This is a genomic window from Streptomyces sp. ALI-76-A (assembly GCF_030287445.1).
GTDB lineage: Bacteria > Actinomycetota > Actinomycetes > Streptomycetales > Streptomycetaceae > Streptomyces.
In genome coordinates this window covers 1274104-1291234 of record NZ_JASVWB010000004.1, presented here as the reverse complement: position 1 = coordinate 1291234, position 17131 = coordinate 1274104, and the positions used below count along the sequence as shown (strand labels likewise).

Below are 17131 nucleotides of genomic sequence, written 5' to 3'. Positions count from 1 at the left end.
GATGTCACCCGTCGACCCGGACTGTGGGGGCTTGGGGCAGCAGGTGGGCGTTCACCGCGAACCGGGGGCGGCCCGCGAGGGCGGCCACCACCTCGGCCGCGCCCTCGAGGCCGGCGGCTGCACGGGCTTCGGCGGTCTGGCCCGCGAGGTGCGAGAAGACGACGATCCCCTCGACGTCCCGCAGCGGGCTGTCGGCCGGGAGCGGCTCCTCACTCACCACGTCGAGCGCCGCCCCGGCGATCTCGCCGGTCCGCACGGCGTCGACGAGGGCATGCTCGTCGACGACGGCCCCCCGCGCGGTGTTGACCAGCACCGCCGTCGGCTTCATCCGCCGGAAGGCGGAGGCGTCCAGGAGACCGCGTGTACGGTCCGTCAGCGCGGTGTGCACCGATACGTAGTCGCAGGCCTCGAGTAACTCGGGGAGCGCGACGAACCGCACCGACGGGTCCGATCGCTCGTCCTTGGGCACACCGGTCGTGCACAGCACCTCCATGCCGAAGGCTCGCGCCAGCGGCACCACGGCGCGCGCTGCCGCCCCGTATCCGATCAGGCCGAGCGCCGACCCGCGCAACTCGTGACCGTCCTCCCTCGGCCAGCCGCCGGCAGCGACGCCCGCCGCGCTCTGCACCAGTCGCCGGGCGGCCGCCAGCAGCAGACCGAGGGTGTACTCGGCCACGGCGTTGGCGTTGATTCCCGGCAGATTGCTCACCGTGATGCCGAGCCTGCCCGCGGCGACGACATCGATCGAGTCGTAGCCGACGCCGGTGCGCACGAGGGCGCGCAGCCGGGGAGCTTCGGAGAGGACCTGGGCGGTCAGGGGCTCATGGGCGACGAGCGCCGCGTCGATCCCGTCGAGCGCGGCGACGAGTTGCTCCCGACCGTGTCGGCCGACGAGCGGGGCGTGTACCGTCGTGTGGCCGTGCGCCCGAAGATAGTGATCGACCTCGTCGCCGGGCCGTAGGTAGTCCGTGGTGATCAGAATGCGGGACACGGTTCCTCGTCTCTGGCTGCGTCCGGCGCTGGGCTCGCGCCGCGTTGCGGGGATGGGCTGGTTACTTGGCCAGGGTCAGGCCGGCGCGACGCTGAAGCGCGCTGATCCTGGCTACGACGATGATCGACAGCGCGGCGACCATGGCGACGTCGATGAGCATCAGAGGCCAGCCGGTGATGTCGACCATCCCGCCGACCAGCGCGGGGCCCAGCAAGCCGCCACCGGCCCAGCCGACGGTGTACATACCGGCGTACGTCCCGAAGACGCGCGCCGAGGGTGCGAGGTTCCACAGGACGACCACCGCGTTGACCAGAAAGCAGGTCGCGCCGGCCGCCGCGAGGCACAGGGCCACGGTGGCACCCGTCGGAGTCTGGATGAGTGTCCCCAGCACCATGGCGCCGGCGAAGACCGACATCCCCACGGCCATGACCCGCAGCCGCCCGTACCGCTCGGCGAGCACGGCTGCAGGGTAGGCCGCCAGGATGAAGGCGATACCGCTGGGCAGGGTGAGACCGCCGGCGGCTCCCCGTGACATGTCCAGGGCTTCCATCCCGTACGGCGTGATCAACGACCGGGACGCGGACCACGCGCTGCCGAAGAGGAGAATCGCGAGGAGCAGCAGGAGCCGGCTGCGATCGGCATCCCTGAGGATCTCGACGAAGGTGTCCCGGACCCGTGGCTCGGGGCGTTCGGCACTGTCCTCCGCAGCGCACTCGGCCACCGCTGCCTGGTAGGCCGGAGACCGGTTGTCGCGCACGGTGGCCGCGAGCACCCCGATCGAGATCAGCATGATGATCGCGGGTATCGCGAACGCCAGACTCAGGTGGTTGTCGACCAGCAAAATACTGATGAGCGCGCCGACGATGGCCGTGACACTCGAGGCGATCTTGACCGCGGCGTTGGCCCGGCTTCGCCGCTCGGGTGCGATGAAGTCCGGAACGAGCGCTTCGGCAATCGGCTTGAAGGTGTTGGCGACGAGCGCGTACGAGAACATCACCACGATCAACAACGGCAAGGACGCCGCGCTGTGCGGGATGAGGACGAACAGCGCGGCGGCGATCGGCATTCCGACCACCAGGTAGGGCATCCGCCGGCCCCAGGAGGTCCTCGTCCGGTCGGACCGGTTGCCGATCCACGGCTGGATGAAGATGCCGAGCAGGTTGTCCATGCCCATCAGCAGACCCACGACGGCCGCGCTGGTGATGTGCTCCCGCAGGAACGGCGGAACCTGAGACTCGTAGAAGTTCCAGGTCGACTCCTGTGCGAAGACCGCGAGAGCGACCAGAAACGTGATGCGCCGGGTCGGTGTGCGCTGCCCTGCAGACACCGTCGTCATGAGGGTCGTCCTTTCGCGCCGCCATCATGCTGGGCAACTGCTGGATAGGTTGTCGGTGTGGGCGTGAGCGGCGTCGGTCCGTTTGCCGCCGCAGGTGGGGCAGCCACTCCTCGGACGGGTCGCCGACCGTCCCGCCGCCTTCGGCGGCTGCGCGACGCTGCACTCTTCGGTGACGACTGGGGAGGGGGGTTCAGTCCCGGCCGACCTCGATCAGGAGGGTCAGGTCGTCGGTGACCCGGATCCTGCAGTCCGGCCCGAAGGAGCAGGACGATTCGCGCTCCTCGAAGATCGCCGGACCTGCCAGCTCGGTTCCCGGCGTGAGCTCGTAGCGGTTCCACACGGTGGCCTCGAGCAGGCCGTGTCCGGGAACGTACACCGACCGGACACCGCGGCTCGCCGCACCTCCCCGGGCATGGCTGCCCTCGGTCGACAGCTCATGACGGGGCAGTCGCACAGAAAGCCGCCAGTTCACGACTTCCACTGCACCCTCGAGGCAACGGCCGAACACGGCGCGGTATGTGGACTCGAAGGCGGCCCGGATGCGTCCGAGACCGGCTGGACCGAAGTCCTGCTCGGGCACGGTGACCTCGATCTCGAAACCCTGGCCGAGGTAACGCATGTCGGCCGAGCGGCGTACCCGCACGAGCTCCGGGTCTCCCGCCTGGAGCGTCTCGGTGGCGCGGAGCGTCATCTCGTCGTACAGCGCGACGACCTGGTCCCAGTCGATGTCGGCGAGAGGCGACGGCAGACTGCGGACCTCGTCGACCGTGGGAGCGGCGGCGAGGAGCCCGCAGGCGGACATCACCCCAGCCCGCATCGGCACGATCACTCGGGGGATCTTCAGCGACTTCGCCAGCCCGTAGGCATGGGCGGGTCCGGCTCCACCGAAGGCCAGCAGCGCGAAGTCGGCCGGGTCCTTGCCCTGCTCGGACAGGTGCATACGGGCGGCGGCGGCCATGCTTTCGGTGACCACCTCCACGATCCCGGCGGCGGCGTCAGCGGTGTCGAGTCCCAGGGGGCCCGCCACCTCACGGGTCAGCGCCTTGTGGGCCTCGCGCGTCCGCAGCCTCATCTCGCCGCCGAGGAAGTTCTCCGCGTCGAGATAGCCCAGCAGCAGGTCGGCGTCCGTCACGGTGGGTCGCTCGCCTCCACGCCCGTAGGCGACAGGCCCGGGGACCGAGCCGGCGCTGCGCGGTCCCACCTTCAGCAGCCCGAGTGCGTCGGGTGCCGCGATCGAGCCGCCTCCCGACCCGATCTCGATCATGTCGACGACGGTCAGGCGCACCGGCAGCCCCGAGCCGGGCTTGAACTTGTCGGCCCGCCCCGCCTCGAAGTCGTGCTTGAGCCTGGGCCTGCCCCCCTGGACGACAGCGATCTTCGCCGTGGTCCCGCCCATGTCGAAGGAGACCACGTCCTGCTCCCCCAAGGTCCTGGCGACGGCGGCAGCGGCGATAGCACCGGCCGCGGGGCCCGACTCGAGCAGCCGTACCGGGAACCGCTTGGCGTCCTCGAGGGTCGTGACACCACCGCCGGAGAGCATGATGCGAAGGGGCGCGTCGATCCCCATGACGGTCAGATCGTCACGCAGGTCGTCGAGGTAGCGCGACATCAGGGGCTGCACATACGCGTTCAGGCAGGCGGTACCGGCCCGCTCGTACTCACCGATGACCGGGGCCACGGCGCTGGAGAGGGTGACGGGGAGGTCGGGGTGTGCCCGCGCGATCAGGTCCCGCACCCGGTGCTCGTGACGGGCGTCGCGGTAGGAGTGCATCAGGGCCACGGCCAGTGCCTCGATGCCCTGGTCTGTCAGATCCCGCACAGACGTGAGGACGGCACGCTCGTCGAGCGGTTCGAGTTCACTGCCGTCCGCGGCGATTCTCCCGGGTACGCCACGGCGCAGAGGGCGCGGCACCAGCGGTTGAGCCGGCCGGGCGAGCAGATCGGTGGTGTCGAACCTCGTCTCCCGTCCCATTTCGAGGGAATCGCTGAACCCGCTGGTGCTCAGCAGACCGACGACCGCTCCGGTGCGTTCCAGCAGCGTGTTCGTCACCAGCGTGGTGCCGTGCACGATGCCCGCGACCTCTCCGGGGGCCGTGGACGTCTCCTCCAGCAGCCGGGCGATCCCCGCGGTGATGGCCTCGTTGGGAGCGTGGGGCGTGGTGGGCAGCTTCCCGGGCCGGATCAGTTGCCTTCGCGGGTCATGCAGCAGCAGATCGGTGAACGTCCCGCCGACGTCGACGCCGATCCGGACCGTGCGGCTCATCGGCCCACCTCCTCACATGCGCTACCGCCCGCCGTCCAGGCTGTGCGCGGGTTCTGCTGACTGGCCGGGACGGTGTAGCCGGCGATCTCGTCGGCGGTCAGGAACTCGGGCTCACGCTCCTTCGGGGGGCCGAACCCGCCGCCGCCGGCGAAGGAGATGACCACCGATGCGCCGGGGGCGAGCTGTGAGATCGACTTCAGGGGGACGCGCTCGCCGGAGTCCAGGACGACGTGTGCGGTGGCCCCGGGTTCGCCGCCGGCGAGTCCGAGCGCCGGATGTTGTTCGCGGTCTCCGAGCAGAACCATCTGCACGGGTCGGCTCATCGGATTCAGTACCTCGATGTCCTGGCCCAGTCCTCCGCGGCGTCGGCCGCGTCCGCCCGATCCGGCGCGCAACTCCTTGCGGAGGAAGCGCAGCGGAGACGCGGCCTCCAGTGCCTCGATGCTGCCGCCGCCGGAGTTGGTGGGGAAGGCGGTGGTGGAGAGCCCGTCCGACTCCTTGGACGCGCCCATGCCCGCGTTGGCGAAGAGCATGAGGCTGAAAGGCCGGCCGGAGTCGTCGACCCCGGCGAAGCGGACGCGCAGGGCGGGGGCGCCGCCGCTGTCGGCGATGACACGGTCGGGCAGCACCGGGGCCAGTGCCTGGTACACCGCGCAGGACAACAGGTGCCCGGTGAGGTGCCGTGCCACGACGGGCGCGGGAAACCTCGGGTTGACGATCGTGCCTTCCGGCGCAGTGACCTGGATGGACCGGTAGGAGCCCCAGTTGGTCCGCGTGGACGGATCCAGCAGGATCTTCAGCGGATACATGGAGTAGGCGCGGGTGTAGTTCAGCGTCGAGTTCGTCGCGAAGGGCACTTGGGGGGAGCTGCCGGTGTAGTCGATCTCGACCTCCTCGCCGCGAACGGTCACCGCGCACTCGATGTGCGTGGGATGCCCTTCGACGCCGTCCGCGTCCAGGGAGGCACGGTAGACGCCGTCGGGCACGTCGCGGAGGCCCGCGCGCATCGCGGCGTCGGTCAGCGCGTGGACCTGGTCCGCGAACGCCTCGAAGTCCGGTTCACGGAAGTCGGTGAGGAACTCCTGGGCGCGTCGGCGGCACACGGCGTGCGCCGCGGCCTGCGCCTCCAGGTCGCCCCAGACCTGGTCCGCCAGCCGTACGTTCGCCAGCAGCAGGTCCTTGACTCCCTGCTCGACTTGTCCGGCCCGGAACAGGCGCAGTGGAGGGATCAAGATGCCCTCGCAGAGCAGCTCGGTCGCGCTCATCGAAGGTGTGCCACCGATGTCCGGTGAGTGCGCCACGGTGCCCGCGAACGCGACGAGCCGTCCTCGGTGGAAGACCGGGGAGATCATCGCGATGTCGGGCAGGTGCCCGGTGGCGATCCACGGGTCGTTCGTGATGACGCTGTCGCCGTCCTGCCATTCGTCCGCCGGGAATTGTTCGATGACCAGCGCGGTCAGCGAACTCATCAGAGCGGCGAAGGCGGGGATGCCGGCTCGTGACTCGGCCATCGTGCGTCCCGCGCGGTCCATCAGGACGACGGTGTAGTCGTTCGACTCCCGGATGATCGTGGAGATGGCCGTGCGCAGCATCGTGGAGGCCGCCTCGTCGGTGGCGGCGGCAAGCCGGTCCCAGCGCACTTCGAGGCCGACCGGGTCGGAGAGAGGTCTGGTCATGACGCCGCGACCCCCTCTTCGACCGTGCGGCCGGCCGCGTCGCCGGCCGCCACTCCCCCGTCGTGGCCGGCGGGAGACGTCGCGGCGATCCGGGCCGTGACGGCCTTGCCCAGCCCCACCGTCGTTCCCGTGCCCCCGAGGTCGGGGGTGAGCACACCGGGCTGCTCGTCCAGAACGCTCTCGATCGCAGCCACGACATGCGCGGCCGCCTCGTGCTCGCCGAGGTGGGTGAGCATCATGGCGCCGCTCCAGATCTGGCCGACAGGGTTGGCCACACCGAGACCGGCGATGTCCGGTGCCGACCCGTGCACCGGCTCGAAGAGGCTGGGGAAGGAGCGGTCGGGGTTGATGTTGGCGCTGGGGGCGATGCCTATCGTTCCGGTGCAGGCCGGGCCGAGGTCGGAGAGGATGTCACCGAACAGGTTGCTGGCGACGACCACGTCATACCGTTCGGGCTGAAGTACGAACTTCGCGGTCAGGATGTCGATGTGGTCCTTGTCGGCGGTCACTTCGGGGTACCGGGCGGCCATCTCGGTTGCGCGCTCGTCCCAGTAGGGCATGGAGATCGAGATCCCGTTGCTCTTCGTCGCCCAGGTCAGATGCTTGCTCGGGCGGGACGCGGCGAGTTCGAAGGCATAGCGCAGGACACGGTCGACGCCGGTCCGTGTCATGACCGTCTCCTGGACCACTGTCTCGCGATCGGTGCCTTCGAAGATCCGGCCGCCGATGCTGGAGTACTCGCCCTCGGTGTTCTCCCGCACGACATAGAAGTCGATGTCGCCCGGCTGGTGGTCACGCAGCGGACTGCGCACACCGCGCAGCAGTCGCACGGGGCGCAGATTGACGTACTGGTCGAAGCCCCGCCGCATCTGCAGCAGACTCCCCCACAGCGAGACATGGTCCGGGACCACCTCCGGCCATCCGACCGCACCGAAGAAGATCGCGTCGAACGCGCCGAGTACGTCCCTCCAGTTGTCGGGCAGCATCATGCCGTGGCGCAGCCAGTAGTCGGCGCTGGCGAAGTCGAACTCGGTGACGTCGAGTTGGAACCCGTGCACCTCGGCGGCGGCACGCAGGCACCTCAGCCCCTCCGGGACGACCTCGCGGCCGATCCCGTCACCCGGAATCGCTGCGATGCGATAACTCTGCGGCACGAAGGCACTCCCCCTCCAAGGATCGATGCGCAAGTCCGGTGGCGAGCACTCTGTCCAGAGCGTTCCGGTCACGGCGCGGCTGAGTCCCACCTTGGCTAGCGGAAACGCTCGGTACAAGCCTGTAACGGGCAAGGTAGGTTTTCCCCTATGGAAAGCTCTCGGCGTTCTCGTCGCCCGTGGTCCAAGAGCCGTTCAGCCGTGGACGACCTGCAGTTCTTCCACGTGGTCGCGTCGAGCGAGACGCTGACGGCCGCCTCGCGTGAACTCGGTTGCTCCCTTCCCGTCGTCAGCAAACGCCTCAGCGCGCTGGAGCATCGCCTGGCTGTCCGGCTCGTTCAGCGCGGCGCCCGCCGACTGAAGCTGACTTCGGAGGGCGAGCTCTACGCGGCGCGCGTCGAGGCGATCCTCGACCAGGTACGCGAGCTCGAGGACACGATCACCGACACAGCCGGGGGGTTGCGCGGATCCCTCGTCGTCGAAGCCACACTGGGTCTCGGCCGCGCGCATATCGCGCCGCTGCTCGGCGAGTTCGCCGCGGCCCACCCCGAACTGCACGTCCGTATGCAGACATCCGCTCTGCCGCTAAGGCCCCACCAGCGTGAGTTCGACGTGGCCGTCCACGTCGGCATGCCGCCCGATTCCTCGCTGCGCATGCGGCGTCTGGCCAAGAACCGGCGCGTGCCCTGCGCGGCGCCGTCCTACCTCGCCGCGCACGGCACCCCGGAAAGCATCGAGGATCTGGCCCACCACAACTGCATCGTGCTGCGGGAGAACGAGAGCGATTTCGCCCTCTGGCGCTTCGGGGATGCGGACCGTCCCCGACACGTGCGAGTGCAGGGCAGTCTGTCCAGCAACGACGGTGACGTGGTGACCGGTTGGGCGCTGGAGGGCCGTGGTGTGATCATGCGCTCGGAGTGGCATGTCAGGCCACATCTGAATCGCGGCGAGCTCATCCGGGTCCTGCCGCACCTGTCGACACCGGCCTCCGACATCTATGCCCTCCTGGAGGAGGACGGGCATGTCCCTCGACGTGTCAACGCACTCATCGACTACCTCGCCGCACGACTCCCGCTACGGCTGGATCACGCCAGGGACCAGTCCGAGGACAAGCGGAGCGCCGATTAGTGCCGCGGCAGGCAACGTTTGCCCGTCAAGGAGCGGCGTCCGGTGCGTGCTCTCGGCGTGCCGGCCGGAAGCCCTCGTACTGGATGTACTTGGGCTTTCGGCCGGTGCGGCGAGAGGGCGTGCCGGGCGTCGCGACGGGGCGAACGTTGCCTGCCACGGCACTAGCCCATGCCTGCTGACCGGCATGCCTGACGGTGCTGGAGTCGAACCGTCAAGAAACCCTCAGGTTCTCTGTGAGGCGGTCGTCAAGTCCCTTGAAAAGGATGTGGCGAGTCGTCTTCCGAACAGTGAGGGAATCTTTGATGGCTACGCTCTTGTACCGGCTGGGGGCATTGGGTGCCCGGCGGTGGCGAACGATGTTGATCGGGTGGCTCCTGGCCCTCGTTGCGGTGGTCGGTCTGGGGGTTTTCTTCGCCGGCTCCTTCGCCGACAGCAGCTCCATCCCTGGATCGCCGGCCCAGACGGCCCTGACGAAGATGGAACGGCACTTCCCCGAGCCGGACGTCCAGTCGGCGCAGATCGTGTTCCAGGCTCCGCCCGGCCGCAAGGTGACCGAACCGGATCTGCGTAAGTCCCTGGAGACCACGCTGGAGGCCACGGGCCGGGTCTCCGGTGTCGGCGAGGTCAGTGCCCCGTCCGAGCGTGACGCCGTCTCCGAGGACGGGCGCACCGCGGTGGCGGAGGTCACCTTCACCACGAAGGAGGCCGACGACGTGCCGACCGGCACGCTGGACGCGGTGAAGGCCGCCGGGAACGCGGCCGAGCGGGCGGGCCTGCGGACCATCTACGGCGGTGAGCCTTACGAAACCTCGCATCCGCCCGTGGGGCCCAGCGAACTGATCGGACTGGGCGTGGCCCTGGTCATCCTCGTGATCACCTTCGGGTCGCTGCTCGCCGCCGGTCTGCCGCTGATCACCGCGGTGCTCGGCATCATCGGTACGGTGGCCGCGATGATGGGGTTGGCGACCGTGTTCGACGTCTCCGACAACGCGCCCACCCTGGCGATCATGCTCGGACTCGCCGTCGGCATCGACTACGCCCTGTTCATCCTCTCCCGTCATCGCGCCCAGCTGGGTACCGGTATGCCGGTCAGGGAGTCCATCGCCAGGGCCACCGCCACCGCGGGCAGTGCCGTTGTATTCGCCGGCGCCACCGTCCTCATCGCGCTCGCCGGCCTGTCGGTGGCCGGTGTGCCGATGCTCACCTCCATGGGGCTGGCCTCGGCCGGATCGGTCACGGTCGCCGTCATCACCGCACTGACCCTGCTGCCCGCGCTGATGGGGATGGCCAGCCACCGGCTCACGCCCAAAGCACCCCGGTCCGCGGCCCGGCGCCGCAGGTTCCTGCCCATCGGCCGTAAGCGCTCCATGTGGTCGGCGTCGCACAGCGGCCGGGCGGCCACGATGGGCGTGCGCTGGACCCAGGGCGTCCTGCGCCACCCCGTACGCAACCTGATCCTGGGCACCGTCGTCCTGATCGCCCTGGCCGTTCCCGGCATGGAGCTGAAGCTGGCACTCACCGACGAGGGTTCCAGTGCCACAAGCAACTCCAGCCGCCAGGCCTACGACGTGATCAGTGACGCCTTCGGTCCCGGCGCCAACGGCCCCCTCGTCGTACTCGTCGAGAACGACGACCCGGCCGCCGTCACCTTCACGGCCACCGCCGTCGAGGACGAACTGCGAGGGGTCCGGGGCATCGCGGACGTCAGCGATGTCGACATGGCCAAGGACAGGACGGCCGCACGCATCCGGATCATCCCCGACACCGGACCGCGGTCCGAGGAGACCAGCAACCTCGTCTCCCGGCTGCGCACCCAGATGCAGCCGTTGGCACAGTCCAGCGGCAGCCATGTCGCCGTCACCGGTATGACCGCGGTCAGCATCGACGTCTCCGACAAGCTCAGCGGCGCACTCGTGCCTTTCGTGATCGTCGTCGTCGGCCTCTCCCTGCTCCTGCTGATGATCGCGTTCCGGTCGATCGCCATCCCGGTCAAGGCGACCATCGGGTTCCTGCTGTCCGTGGGCGCCGCCTTCGGAGCCACCGTCGCGGTCTTCCAGTGGGGCTGGCTGGCCGGCCCGCTGGGCGTGCCCAGCGAGGGTCCGGTGGCCAGCTTCGTGCCCATCATCGTGATGTCCGTGCTCTTCGGGCTGGCCATGGACTACGAGGTGTTCCTCGTCTCCGCCATGCGGGAGGACTACAACCGCCACCGCGACGCCCGCACGGCCATCCTCAACGGAGCCCGCAACGCCGCCCGTGTGGTAACTTCTGCGGCGCTCATCATGATCTCGGTGTTCGTCAGTTTCCTGTTCTCCCACGACGCCGACATCATGCCGATCGCCTTCGCCCTGGCTTTCGGCGTCATGGTCGACGCCTTCCTGGTGCGGATGACCCTCGTGCCGGCGACCCTGGCACTCCTCGGGGACCGGGCCTGGCGGCTGCCGCGACGCCTTGACCGCGTGCTGCCCCATCTCGACGTCGAGGGCGAGAACTTCCACACCCCCGAACCGGCGGCCCCGCACGACCCAGTCAAGGAATCCACCCCAGCAACCCTGTGACGAAACCATGATCAGCACAGCCGCTACCGGGATACGCCCCAAGTCCGCCGCACCGGCAGAGACGGCGGACGTCGGTCAACCGCTGCCGCCACCAGGAGCACACATGAGCGCCGTCAACCCGCCGGGGAACACCGACCGCGTCCTCGTCATCGACGATGATCCCGGCATCAGGCGCCTGCTGATCTCGGCACTGCAGTTCGCCGGATTCGAAGTCGAGACGGCGGGCGACCTGAGCGAGGCCCTCGACCAGGTCGCCCGCCGCCCCCCGGACGTCATCGTTCTCGACGTGATGCTCCCCGGCGCCGACGGCTTCGAGATCCTCCAACTCCTGCGCGCCCGCTCCATCGACGTCCCCGTCCTCTTCCTCACCGCGCGCGACGCCGTCGAAGACCGGGTACGAGGACTGCGCCTGGGCGGCGACGACTACGTCACCAAACCCTTCAGCGTCGTCGAAGTCGGCGCCCGCCTGCAGGCCCTGCTGCGCCGCGCCCGCGGTGGAACCCCCGCCGCCGAGGAAACACGCCTGTGCTGTGGCAACCTCACGCTCGACGACCTCCGGCACGAAGTCCGCCGAGGCGGCCGGATCGTCGAACTCTCCCCCACCGAGTACCGTCTGCTGCACTACCTGCTGAGTCACCAGGGGCAGGTTCTTTCCCGCGCCCAGATCCTCGAGGCCGTGTGGCAGTACGACTTCGGCGGGGACTCCGTGGTCGTGGAGCGTTTCATCTCCAACCTCCGACGCAAGATCGACCATGGCCGCACGCCGCTGCTGCACACCGTCCGCGGCGTCGGCTACACACTTCGAGAGCAGGACGACACGTGAGACTCCGCGGCCGTCTTCCCTGGGCCTTCTCCAGCGTCCGCCTGCGCCTGCTCGCCGGGCTGGCCGTTCTCCTGGTCGTCGGACTGGTCGCCAGCGCCGTCATCAGCGCCCTCCTCCTGGAAAACTTTCTGGACAAGCGCAACCAGGACACCCTCAAAGCGAACGCCCAGCGGTTGACTCGGGTCATGGGCCAGGGACCGCAGACCGCCAATGCCGACCAGCTCGGTGCCCTCCTCGGTTCGCCCCTGGGCACGGTGGCCGTCGACGAGGACAACAACGTCCTGCTGAGCACCGGCTCCGCGTCCCGGGCCGCCGACGATGTGGCGGCACTCAGCGCGACGGCACCGACGGGAAGGGTGGTCACCCTGGATGGCGGCGACCTCAGCGCCGTACGCATCCCCAGCCCCGGCCTGATCATCGACCGCGGGCCTGCCGAAGGCACCGTGGCACCGGCGACGGTCATCCTCACCATCGACACCTCCGTCGACGACGCCACCACCGACGCGCTCATCCGACGTCAACTGAGCTTGATCGGCGGCGCGTTGCTGGTGCTGCTGGCCCTGTCCGTCATCGTTCTGCGTCTCGGCATGCGCCCGCTCGCCCGCATGGCCCGAAGCGCCGACGCCATCGCCGCGGGCTCCCTGACCGAACGGCTGCCCGCGCACCGCAACGGCAGCGAAGCCGATTTGCTGGCCAAGGCGGTCAACCGGGCGTTCGACGCCCAGGCCCGCGCGGAGGCGACCGTTCGCTCGCTGGCCGCCGACACCTCTCACGAACTGCGCACACCCCTGTCCACCATCTCCGGCTGGCTCGACCTGCACCGCCAAGGCGGCCTTTCCGGTCAAGGCCTGGAAACCGCACTCGACCACATCGAGGACGAAGTGGGCCGGATGCGCCTGCTCGTGGAGGATCTCGCGCTGCTCGCCCGCCTGGACGCCGGCCGACCCGTCGAGCAGGACGACGTGGACCTCACCGTCCTGGCCGCCGGCGTCATCGAGGACGCCCAGATCATCTACCCCCAACGCGACATCACCATGGCACCCGCACTGCCCGCACCCGTCGTCGGCGATGCCGCCCGTCTGCAACAGGTCCTGCGCAATCTCGTAGGCAACGCCGTCCAGCACACGCCGGCTCAGACCTCCGTGCGCGTCGAGGTCGCCCTCACCGGTGAGACCGTGCAGCTGAGTGTCATCGACAACGGCCCTGGAATCGCACCGGAAGACCTGCCCCGCGTCTTCGAGCGTTTCTGGCGCGCCGAGGCCAGCCGCAGCCGCGCCTACGGCGGTTCCGGTCTCGGCCTGGCCATCGTGGAGGCCATCGTCCACGCCCACCACGGACAGGTGGACGTGCACTCAGACCTCGGAGCCGGAACCACCGTCACCATCCGGCTCCCGCGCGGCCATCGCCCTTGATGACCCGCGCACGTCACCTGACCGGCTGACCCACGCCAGCCCCGCGCTCCCACGCCTGCCTCGCACGGTTAACACATGCTCCGGGCGTGACCACACCACCGCAGCGCTGCACCACAACACACAGACACCTATGGGGAATCGTCCACCGTCCGTCGCGGGCTTTCCTGGAGCGCGTGAAGGTCACCCCGGACGCCGATGCCTACCGCTACCCGGTATCGCCGTCCTCCGCCGAGGTCCCGGCCGACTGGAAATCACCCAGCTGGATGCCGGCAGCCGAGCGGGTCTACAACATCGCGGCCGGCCTGATCCTCCTGCGCGGCCCGGCGTCATGCAGGGCTACCACGGGCTGCCCGAGAAGACCGCCACGGTCCTGGAGCCCCACGGCTGGATCCATACCAGCGACACAGGCGAACTCTCGAACGAGGCCGCCCTTCACAAGCCGGCACCGCGCTGGCCGGCCTGGCCGGACTGCTCGGCGCCCTCGCTCCGCACGTGTGGGTACTGGTCGCTTCCCGCGTCCTTCTCCGATTCGGCATCTCGGCGGCATACCCGGCGTCCATGTCGCTGCTGCGCTCCGAGTCGGAGCGCACCGGCCGGAAGAACCCGAGTGGCGTCCTCGCCGCGTTGTCGATTTCCAATCAGGTCATCGCGGTCGTCGGGCCGACTCTCGGTGGCCTGCTGATCGGCACCGGTGGCTGGCACCTGATCTTCGGCATCAACGTGCCGCTGTCGCTCGTGCCTTGTCCTGGGCGCACTGTGGCTGCCACGCGCGACGCCACCGGGCAGGACGGTACACGTCGATGTGCCGGGCATGCTGTGGTTCGCCGGATCACTGACCGCGTTCATGTTCTTCCTGATGAACCCGGCGGTCGCACACTGGTATCTGCCGGTGCTCGGCCTGGCTGCGGGCTCGGTGTTCGTGCGTCGCGAACTCGGCATGGCCCAGCCGTTCATTGATCTTCGAGTCCTCGGCGGCAACGTACCGCTGCTTGTCACGTTCACCCGTCAGTGCCTCGCCTACACCACGTCGTACGCCTTCTTCCACGGCTACAGCCAGTGGCTCCAAGAGGGCCGAGGGCTCATCGCGTCACAGGCAGGTCTGCTTCTGCTGCCGCTGTCCGCGACGGCCATTGGTGTCACCGCGCTCACGGGACGCCGCAGCCGGGTACGGGGCAAACTCGTTGTCGGCGTGCTCTTCCAATGCCTCGGCTGCGCGGCATTGTCGCTCCTGCACGCCGACAGCCCGATTTGGCTGCTTGTCGTGCTCAGCGCGGTCGTCGGCATCCCGCACGGGCTGATCGGACTGGCCAACCAGAATGCCCTGTACGCACAGGCCGACCCGGCCCGCATGGGCTCGTTCGCGGGACTGCTGCGCACGTTCATGTACATCGGCGCGCTGTCCGCGGCAGCGGCGAGCGCCGTGTTCTTCCGCGACGGCGCCACCAGTCCCGGACTGCATGCCATGGCCTGGTCGCTCCTCGGTGTGGCCGCCGTGTTCCTGGTCCTGTGCACGGCCGACCGCTCACTGGGCCGCGGCACGACACCTGGCGAAGCGACCCCGCTCCCCGCAAAGGGGCTTATCCGTAGCCGTCGTACGTGGTCGGGCGTCCCCGGTTGACGGCCTGAGTTAACGTCGATAACTTATCGTACGTAACTCAGATGGGAGCAGCCCGTGCCCGCACTCGCAGCCAACGACGTCTACGCACTCGCGCCGTACGCCAAGACCCTCGGAGTCGTGTTCGACGAAATGACGGCAGCCGGCGTTCGAGCCACGCTGGCACACGATCTCTCGCTCTCCACGGTGGGCGGTGGCCTCCATGGAGGAGCGTTGATGGGCCTCGCCGATGTGAGCGCCGCCGTGTGCGCCGCCCTCAACGGCCCGGTCGGCGCCGCACCGGCCACTGTGGAGTCGACCACGCACTTCCTTCGGCCTGCACACACAGACGTCGTTGCCACAGCTCGCCCCCTGCGCGTCGGTCGTAACACCGTCATCGAGGTCGACGTGCACGACGCCGAGGGCGAACTGTGCGCCCGGGTAACCCAGGTGGTCACCGCCGTCAAGCAGAAGCCATCCTGATGCCGCTCCCTCCGGAAGGCCCCTTCCTGTGACCGGCTTCCGCGTTCGCGCCGCCAAGGGCCAGGGCGGCCTGCTCCGCGAGCAGCTTCTCGACATCGCCGATCAACTGCTGGAAGAGGGCGGTGCCGACGCTCTTACGATTCGGGCGGTGGCGACACGCGCGGGGGTCACCCCGCCGGCCGTCTACCTCCACTTCGCCTCGAAGACGGAACTCGTCCACGCCACGTGCCTGCGTGTGTGGAGTTCACTGTTCCTCGAGTTGGAAGAAGTGTCCCGGGGGGTCCCGGATCCGGTGACGGTGCTCTACGAAACCTGCGTCGCCTACGTCGCGTTCGGGCTTCGCCATCCCTCCCCGTACCGACTCGTGATGGATGGCGAGGCCACCGAGGCCAGTCGCCAGAACGCGGATGCGTGTTTCCGCTATTTCCGGGACAAGGTCACAGCCTGTCTCGATGCCGGGGTACCGGTGGAGAGCACCACCGAAACCGCCAGGCTGCTGTGTGCCGGCGTGCACGGCGCCGTCTGTCTCCTGATCCACCAGGAACGTGACACATGGCCTCGGGACACCGCTCGCTATGTCACCCGGGTGGCGTCCGCGGCCGTCCACGGCGCCCTTCTCACCGCTTCTCACGCGTCTCCACCGTCGATGTCCGCCGTGATGCAGTCGGGCTGAACCCGGTTCGACGACGGAGTCCGGTGCCCGACGGCTCACGGCGCCCAACGCAGCGGAGCCCTGCCGTACGTCGCCGCGGGCACATCACCCGAGCGAGCCTGCCCTCGAAGCACTCCAGCCGGGACAGGCGACCACAGGCCTTGCCGAGCATCGCACTGCTGTCTAACCTACGGGCTTCCTGGTAGGTGACCGTTTTCAGTGACTTGCCCAGCCACAGCCCGCCGGTGTAGCGGGCGGGGGTCCATCTGCCCGAGAAATACGGCAGCTGGGGAGGCGTCTACACCGGCTGCGGAGGTGGGCCGTCGATGGCCCTGGGAGCGAGTGTTCACCGCGCTGATGGTCCAGGCCGACGCCTAGGAGGACCTCAACTGGGCCGTGTCGGTGGACTCCACCATCGAGCGGGCTCACCGACCTCGCCAACGCGCTGACCTCCGCAGAGCGCGCCCAGTTGCTGTCCACCACCGCGGTGTTCAACAGCACCGGCACACAGGAGCTGGAGACTTATGGGCCGCTGCACTGGATCACCCTCGCGGCCGATCTGACCAGTGGATCCACCAGCCTCGCCGCCGCGGGCAGCCAGCTCATGACGCGGGAGTACACGGTCAAGACGTACGACACCGGCGTCCCACCGACGGCACCGCGACGGCCAAGGACCAGGTCACGCTGGAGACCATCGGCGCGCAGCCGCGGTCCTGGCCGGACCTGACCGCCGACGCGCGGTCCGTCGCGCCAGGATTCGACTGGGCCAAGGGCCTGCCGACCAGCTCCACCGAGGATCCGGGAGGCTGACACTCACCAGCACCACGGCCTACGACAGCCAGGGCCAGGTCATTGAGACCACCCAGCCCGCCTCCACCGGCAGCGACGCCGGGACGACGATCACCACGTACTACACCGCGGTCGGCTCCGACCTCTCCTCGTAGTGCAGCTCCTGGTTACTGAGGGTCTCCGTCGCGCCGCCCTGCTCTTCGTGGCGCCGCCAGCCGACCCGGACGACGTCCCGGAGGGCCGCGGTGAGGGCCAGAAACAGCCGTGAACACGCCCCT

14 protein-coding genes and 1 pseudogene are annotated in these 17131 nt (G+C 69.1%); 10 read left to right on the top strand and 5 right to left on the bottom strand.

Annotation, left to right across the window (positions count from 1 at the left end):
- Nucleotides 1-4: 4 nt before the first annotated feature.
- The 5 genes from QQS16_RS42060 to QQS16_RS42040 all read right to left on the bottom strand — a co-directional run bounded on the left by QQS16_RS42060 (nucleotide 5) and on the right by QQS16_RS42040 (nucleotide 7420).
- The gene (locus tag QQS16_RS42060; protein ID WP_286067926.1) at nucleotides 5-991 is read right to left on the bottom strand and encodes a phosphoglycerate dehydrogenase; all 987 of its coding nucleotides are present in this window, start codon (nucleotides 989-991) and stop codon (nucleotides 5-7) included.
- Between the two features lie 61 nt (nucleotides 992-1052).
- Nucleotides 1053-2327, bottom strand: a complete 1275-nt coding sequence (locus tag QQS16_RS42055) for an MFS transporter (RefSeq protein WP_286067924.1) — start codon at nucleotides 2325-2327, stop codon at nucleotides 1053-1055.
- A gap of 190 nt (nucleotides 2328-2517) precedes the next feature.
- Nucleotides 2518-4590 carry a hydantoinase/oxoprolinase family protein gene (locus QQS16_RS42050; protein WP_286067923.1) on the bottom strand — a complete coding sequence of 691 codons (2073 nt, stop codon included), beginning with the start codon at nucleotides 4588-4590 and terminating at the stop codon, nucleotides 2518-2520.
- The gene (locus tag QQS16_RS42045) at nucleotides 4587-6266 is read right to left on the bottom strand and encodes a hydantoinase B/oxoprolinase family protein (protein WP_286067922.1); all 1680 of its coding nucleotides are present in this window, start codon (nucleotides 6264-6266) and stop codon (nucleotides 4587-4589) included. Before QQS16_RS42045 ends, QQS16_RS42050 begins: the two co-directional genes overlap by 4 nt.
- The gene (locus tag QQS16_RS42040; protein WP_286067920.1) at nucleotides 6263-7420 is read right to left on the bottom strand and encodes a tartrate dehydrogenase; all 1158 of its coding nucleotides are present in this window, start codon (nucleotides 7418-7420) and stop codon (nucleotides 6263-6265) included. The genes QQS16_RS42045 and QQS16_RS42040 overlap by 4 nt, the downstream gene beginning before the upstream one ends.
- 198 nt (nucleotides 7421-7618) lie before the next feature.
- Here QQS16_RS42040 and QQS16_RS42035 point away from each other — a divergent pair, with 198 nt between their 5' ends.
- The 10 genes and pseudogenes from QQS16_RS42035 (at nucleotide 7619) to QQS16_RS41990 (ending at nucleotide 16791) form a co-directional block, all read left to right on the top strand.
- Nucleotides 7619-8545, top strand: coding sequence for a LysR family transcriptional regulator (locus tag QQS16_RS42035; protein WP_286067919.1), 927 nt, complete (start codon nucleotides 7619-7621; stop codon nucleotides 8543-8545).
- A 302-nt stretch (nucleotides 8546-8847) separates the two neighbouring features.
- Nucleotides 8848-11100 (top strand): MMPL family transporter, encoded by a 2253-nt coding sequence (locus tag QQS16_RS42030; protein ID WP_286067918.1) that lies wholly within the window; start codon nucleotides 8848-8850, stop codon nucleotides 11098-11100.
- Nucleotides 11101-11203: 103 nt separating this feature from the next.
- A complete protein-coding gene (locus QQS16_RS42025; protein WP_286067917.1) occupies nucleotides 11204-11923 on the top strand; it encodes a response regulator transcription factor in 720 nt (239 codons plus the stop codon).
- Complete coding sequence (locus tag QQS16_RS42020) at nucleotides 11920-13335, top strand: sensor histidine kinase (RefSeq protein ID WP_286067916.1); 1416 nt, start codon at nucleotides 11920-11922, stop codon at nucleotides 13333-13335. Before QQS16_RS42025 ends, QQS16_RS42020 begins: the two co-directional genes overlap by 4 nt.
- A gap of 130 nt (nucleotides 13336-13465) precedes the next feature.
- Nucleotides 13466-13649: pseudogene (locus tag QQS16_RS42015) on the top strand (hypothetical protein); the annotation flags it as partial.
- Between the two features lie 178 nt (nucleotides 13650-13827).
- On the top strand, nucleotides 13828-14292 hold the full coding sequence (locus QQS16_RS42010; protein WP_286067914.1) for an MFS transporter: 465 nt from the start codon (nucleotides 13828-13830) through the stop codon (nucleotides 14290-14292).
- On the top strand, nucleotides 14180-14953 hold the full coding sequence (locus tag QQS16_RS42005; protein ID WP_286067913.1) for an MFS transporter: 774 nt from the start codon (nucleotides 14180-14182) through the stop codon (nucleotides 14951-14953). The genes QQS16_RS42010 and QQS16_RS42005 overlap by 113 nt, the downstream gene beginning before the upstream one ends.
- 54 nt (nucleotides 14954-15007) lie before the next feature.
- The gene (locus QQS16_RS42000) at nucleotides 15008-15412 is read left to right on the top strand and encodes a PaaI family thioesterase (protein WP_286067912.1); all 405 of its coding nucleotides are present in this window, start codon (nucleotides 15008-15010) and stop codon (nucleotides 15410-15412) included.
- A 28-nt stretch (nucleotides 15413-15440) separates the two neighbouring features.
- Entirely contained in the window at nucleotides 15441-16085 is a 645-nt protein-coding gene (locus tag QQS16_RS41995; RefSeq protein WP_286067911.1) for a TetR/AcrR family transcriptional regulator, read from the top strand.
- Between the two features lie 448 nt (nucleotides 16086-16533).
- A complete protein-coding gene (locus tag QQS16_RS41990) occupies nucleotides 16534-16791 on the top strand; it encodes a hypothetical protein (protein ID WP_286067910.1) in 258 nt (85 codons plus the stop codon).
- Nucleotides 16792-17131: the final 340 nt, after the last annotated feature.

Excerpts from the sequence above, each read along its gene's own strand:
- QQS16_RS42055 (WP_286067924.1), bottom strand. The coding sequence starts at position 2,327 with ATGACGACGGTGTCTGCAGGGCAGCGCACACCGACCCGGCGCATCACG.
- QQS16_RS42050 (WP_286067923.1), bottom strand. The coding sequence starts at position 4,590 with ATGAGCCGCACGGTCCGGATCGGCGTCGACGTCGGCGGGACGTTCACC.
- QQS16_RS42045 (WP_286067922.1), bottom strand. The coding sequence starts at position 6,266 with ATGACCAGACCTCTCTCCGACCCGGTCGGCCTCGAAGTGCGCTGGGAC.
- QQS16_RS42030 (WP_286067918.1), top strand. The coding sequence starts at position 8,848 with ATGGCTACGCTCTTGTACCGGCTGGGGGCATTGGGTGCCCGGCGGTGG.
- QQS16_RS42025 (WP_286067917.1), top strand. The coding sequence starts at position 11,204 with ATGAGCGCCGTCAACCCGCCGGGGAACACCGACCGCGTCCTCGTCATC.
- QQS16_RS42005 (WP_286067913.1), top strand. The coding sequence starts at position 14,180 with ATGTTCTTCCTGATGAACCCGGCGGTCGCACACTGGTATCTGCCGGTG.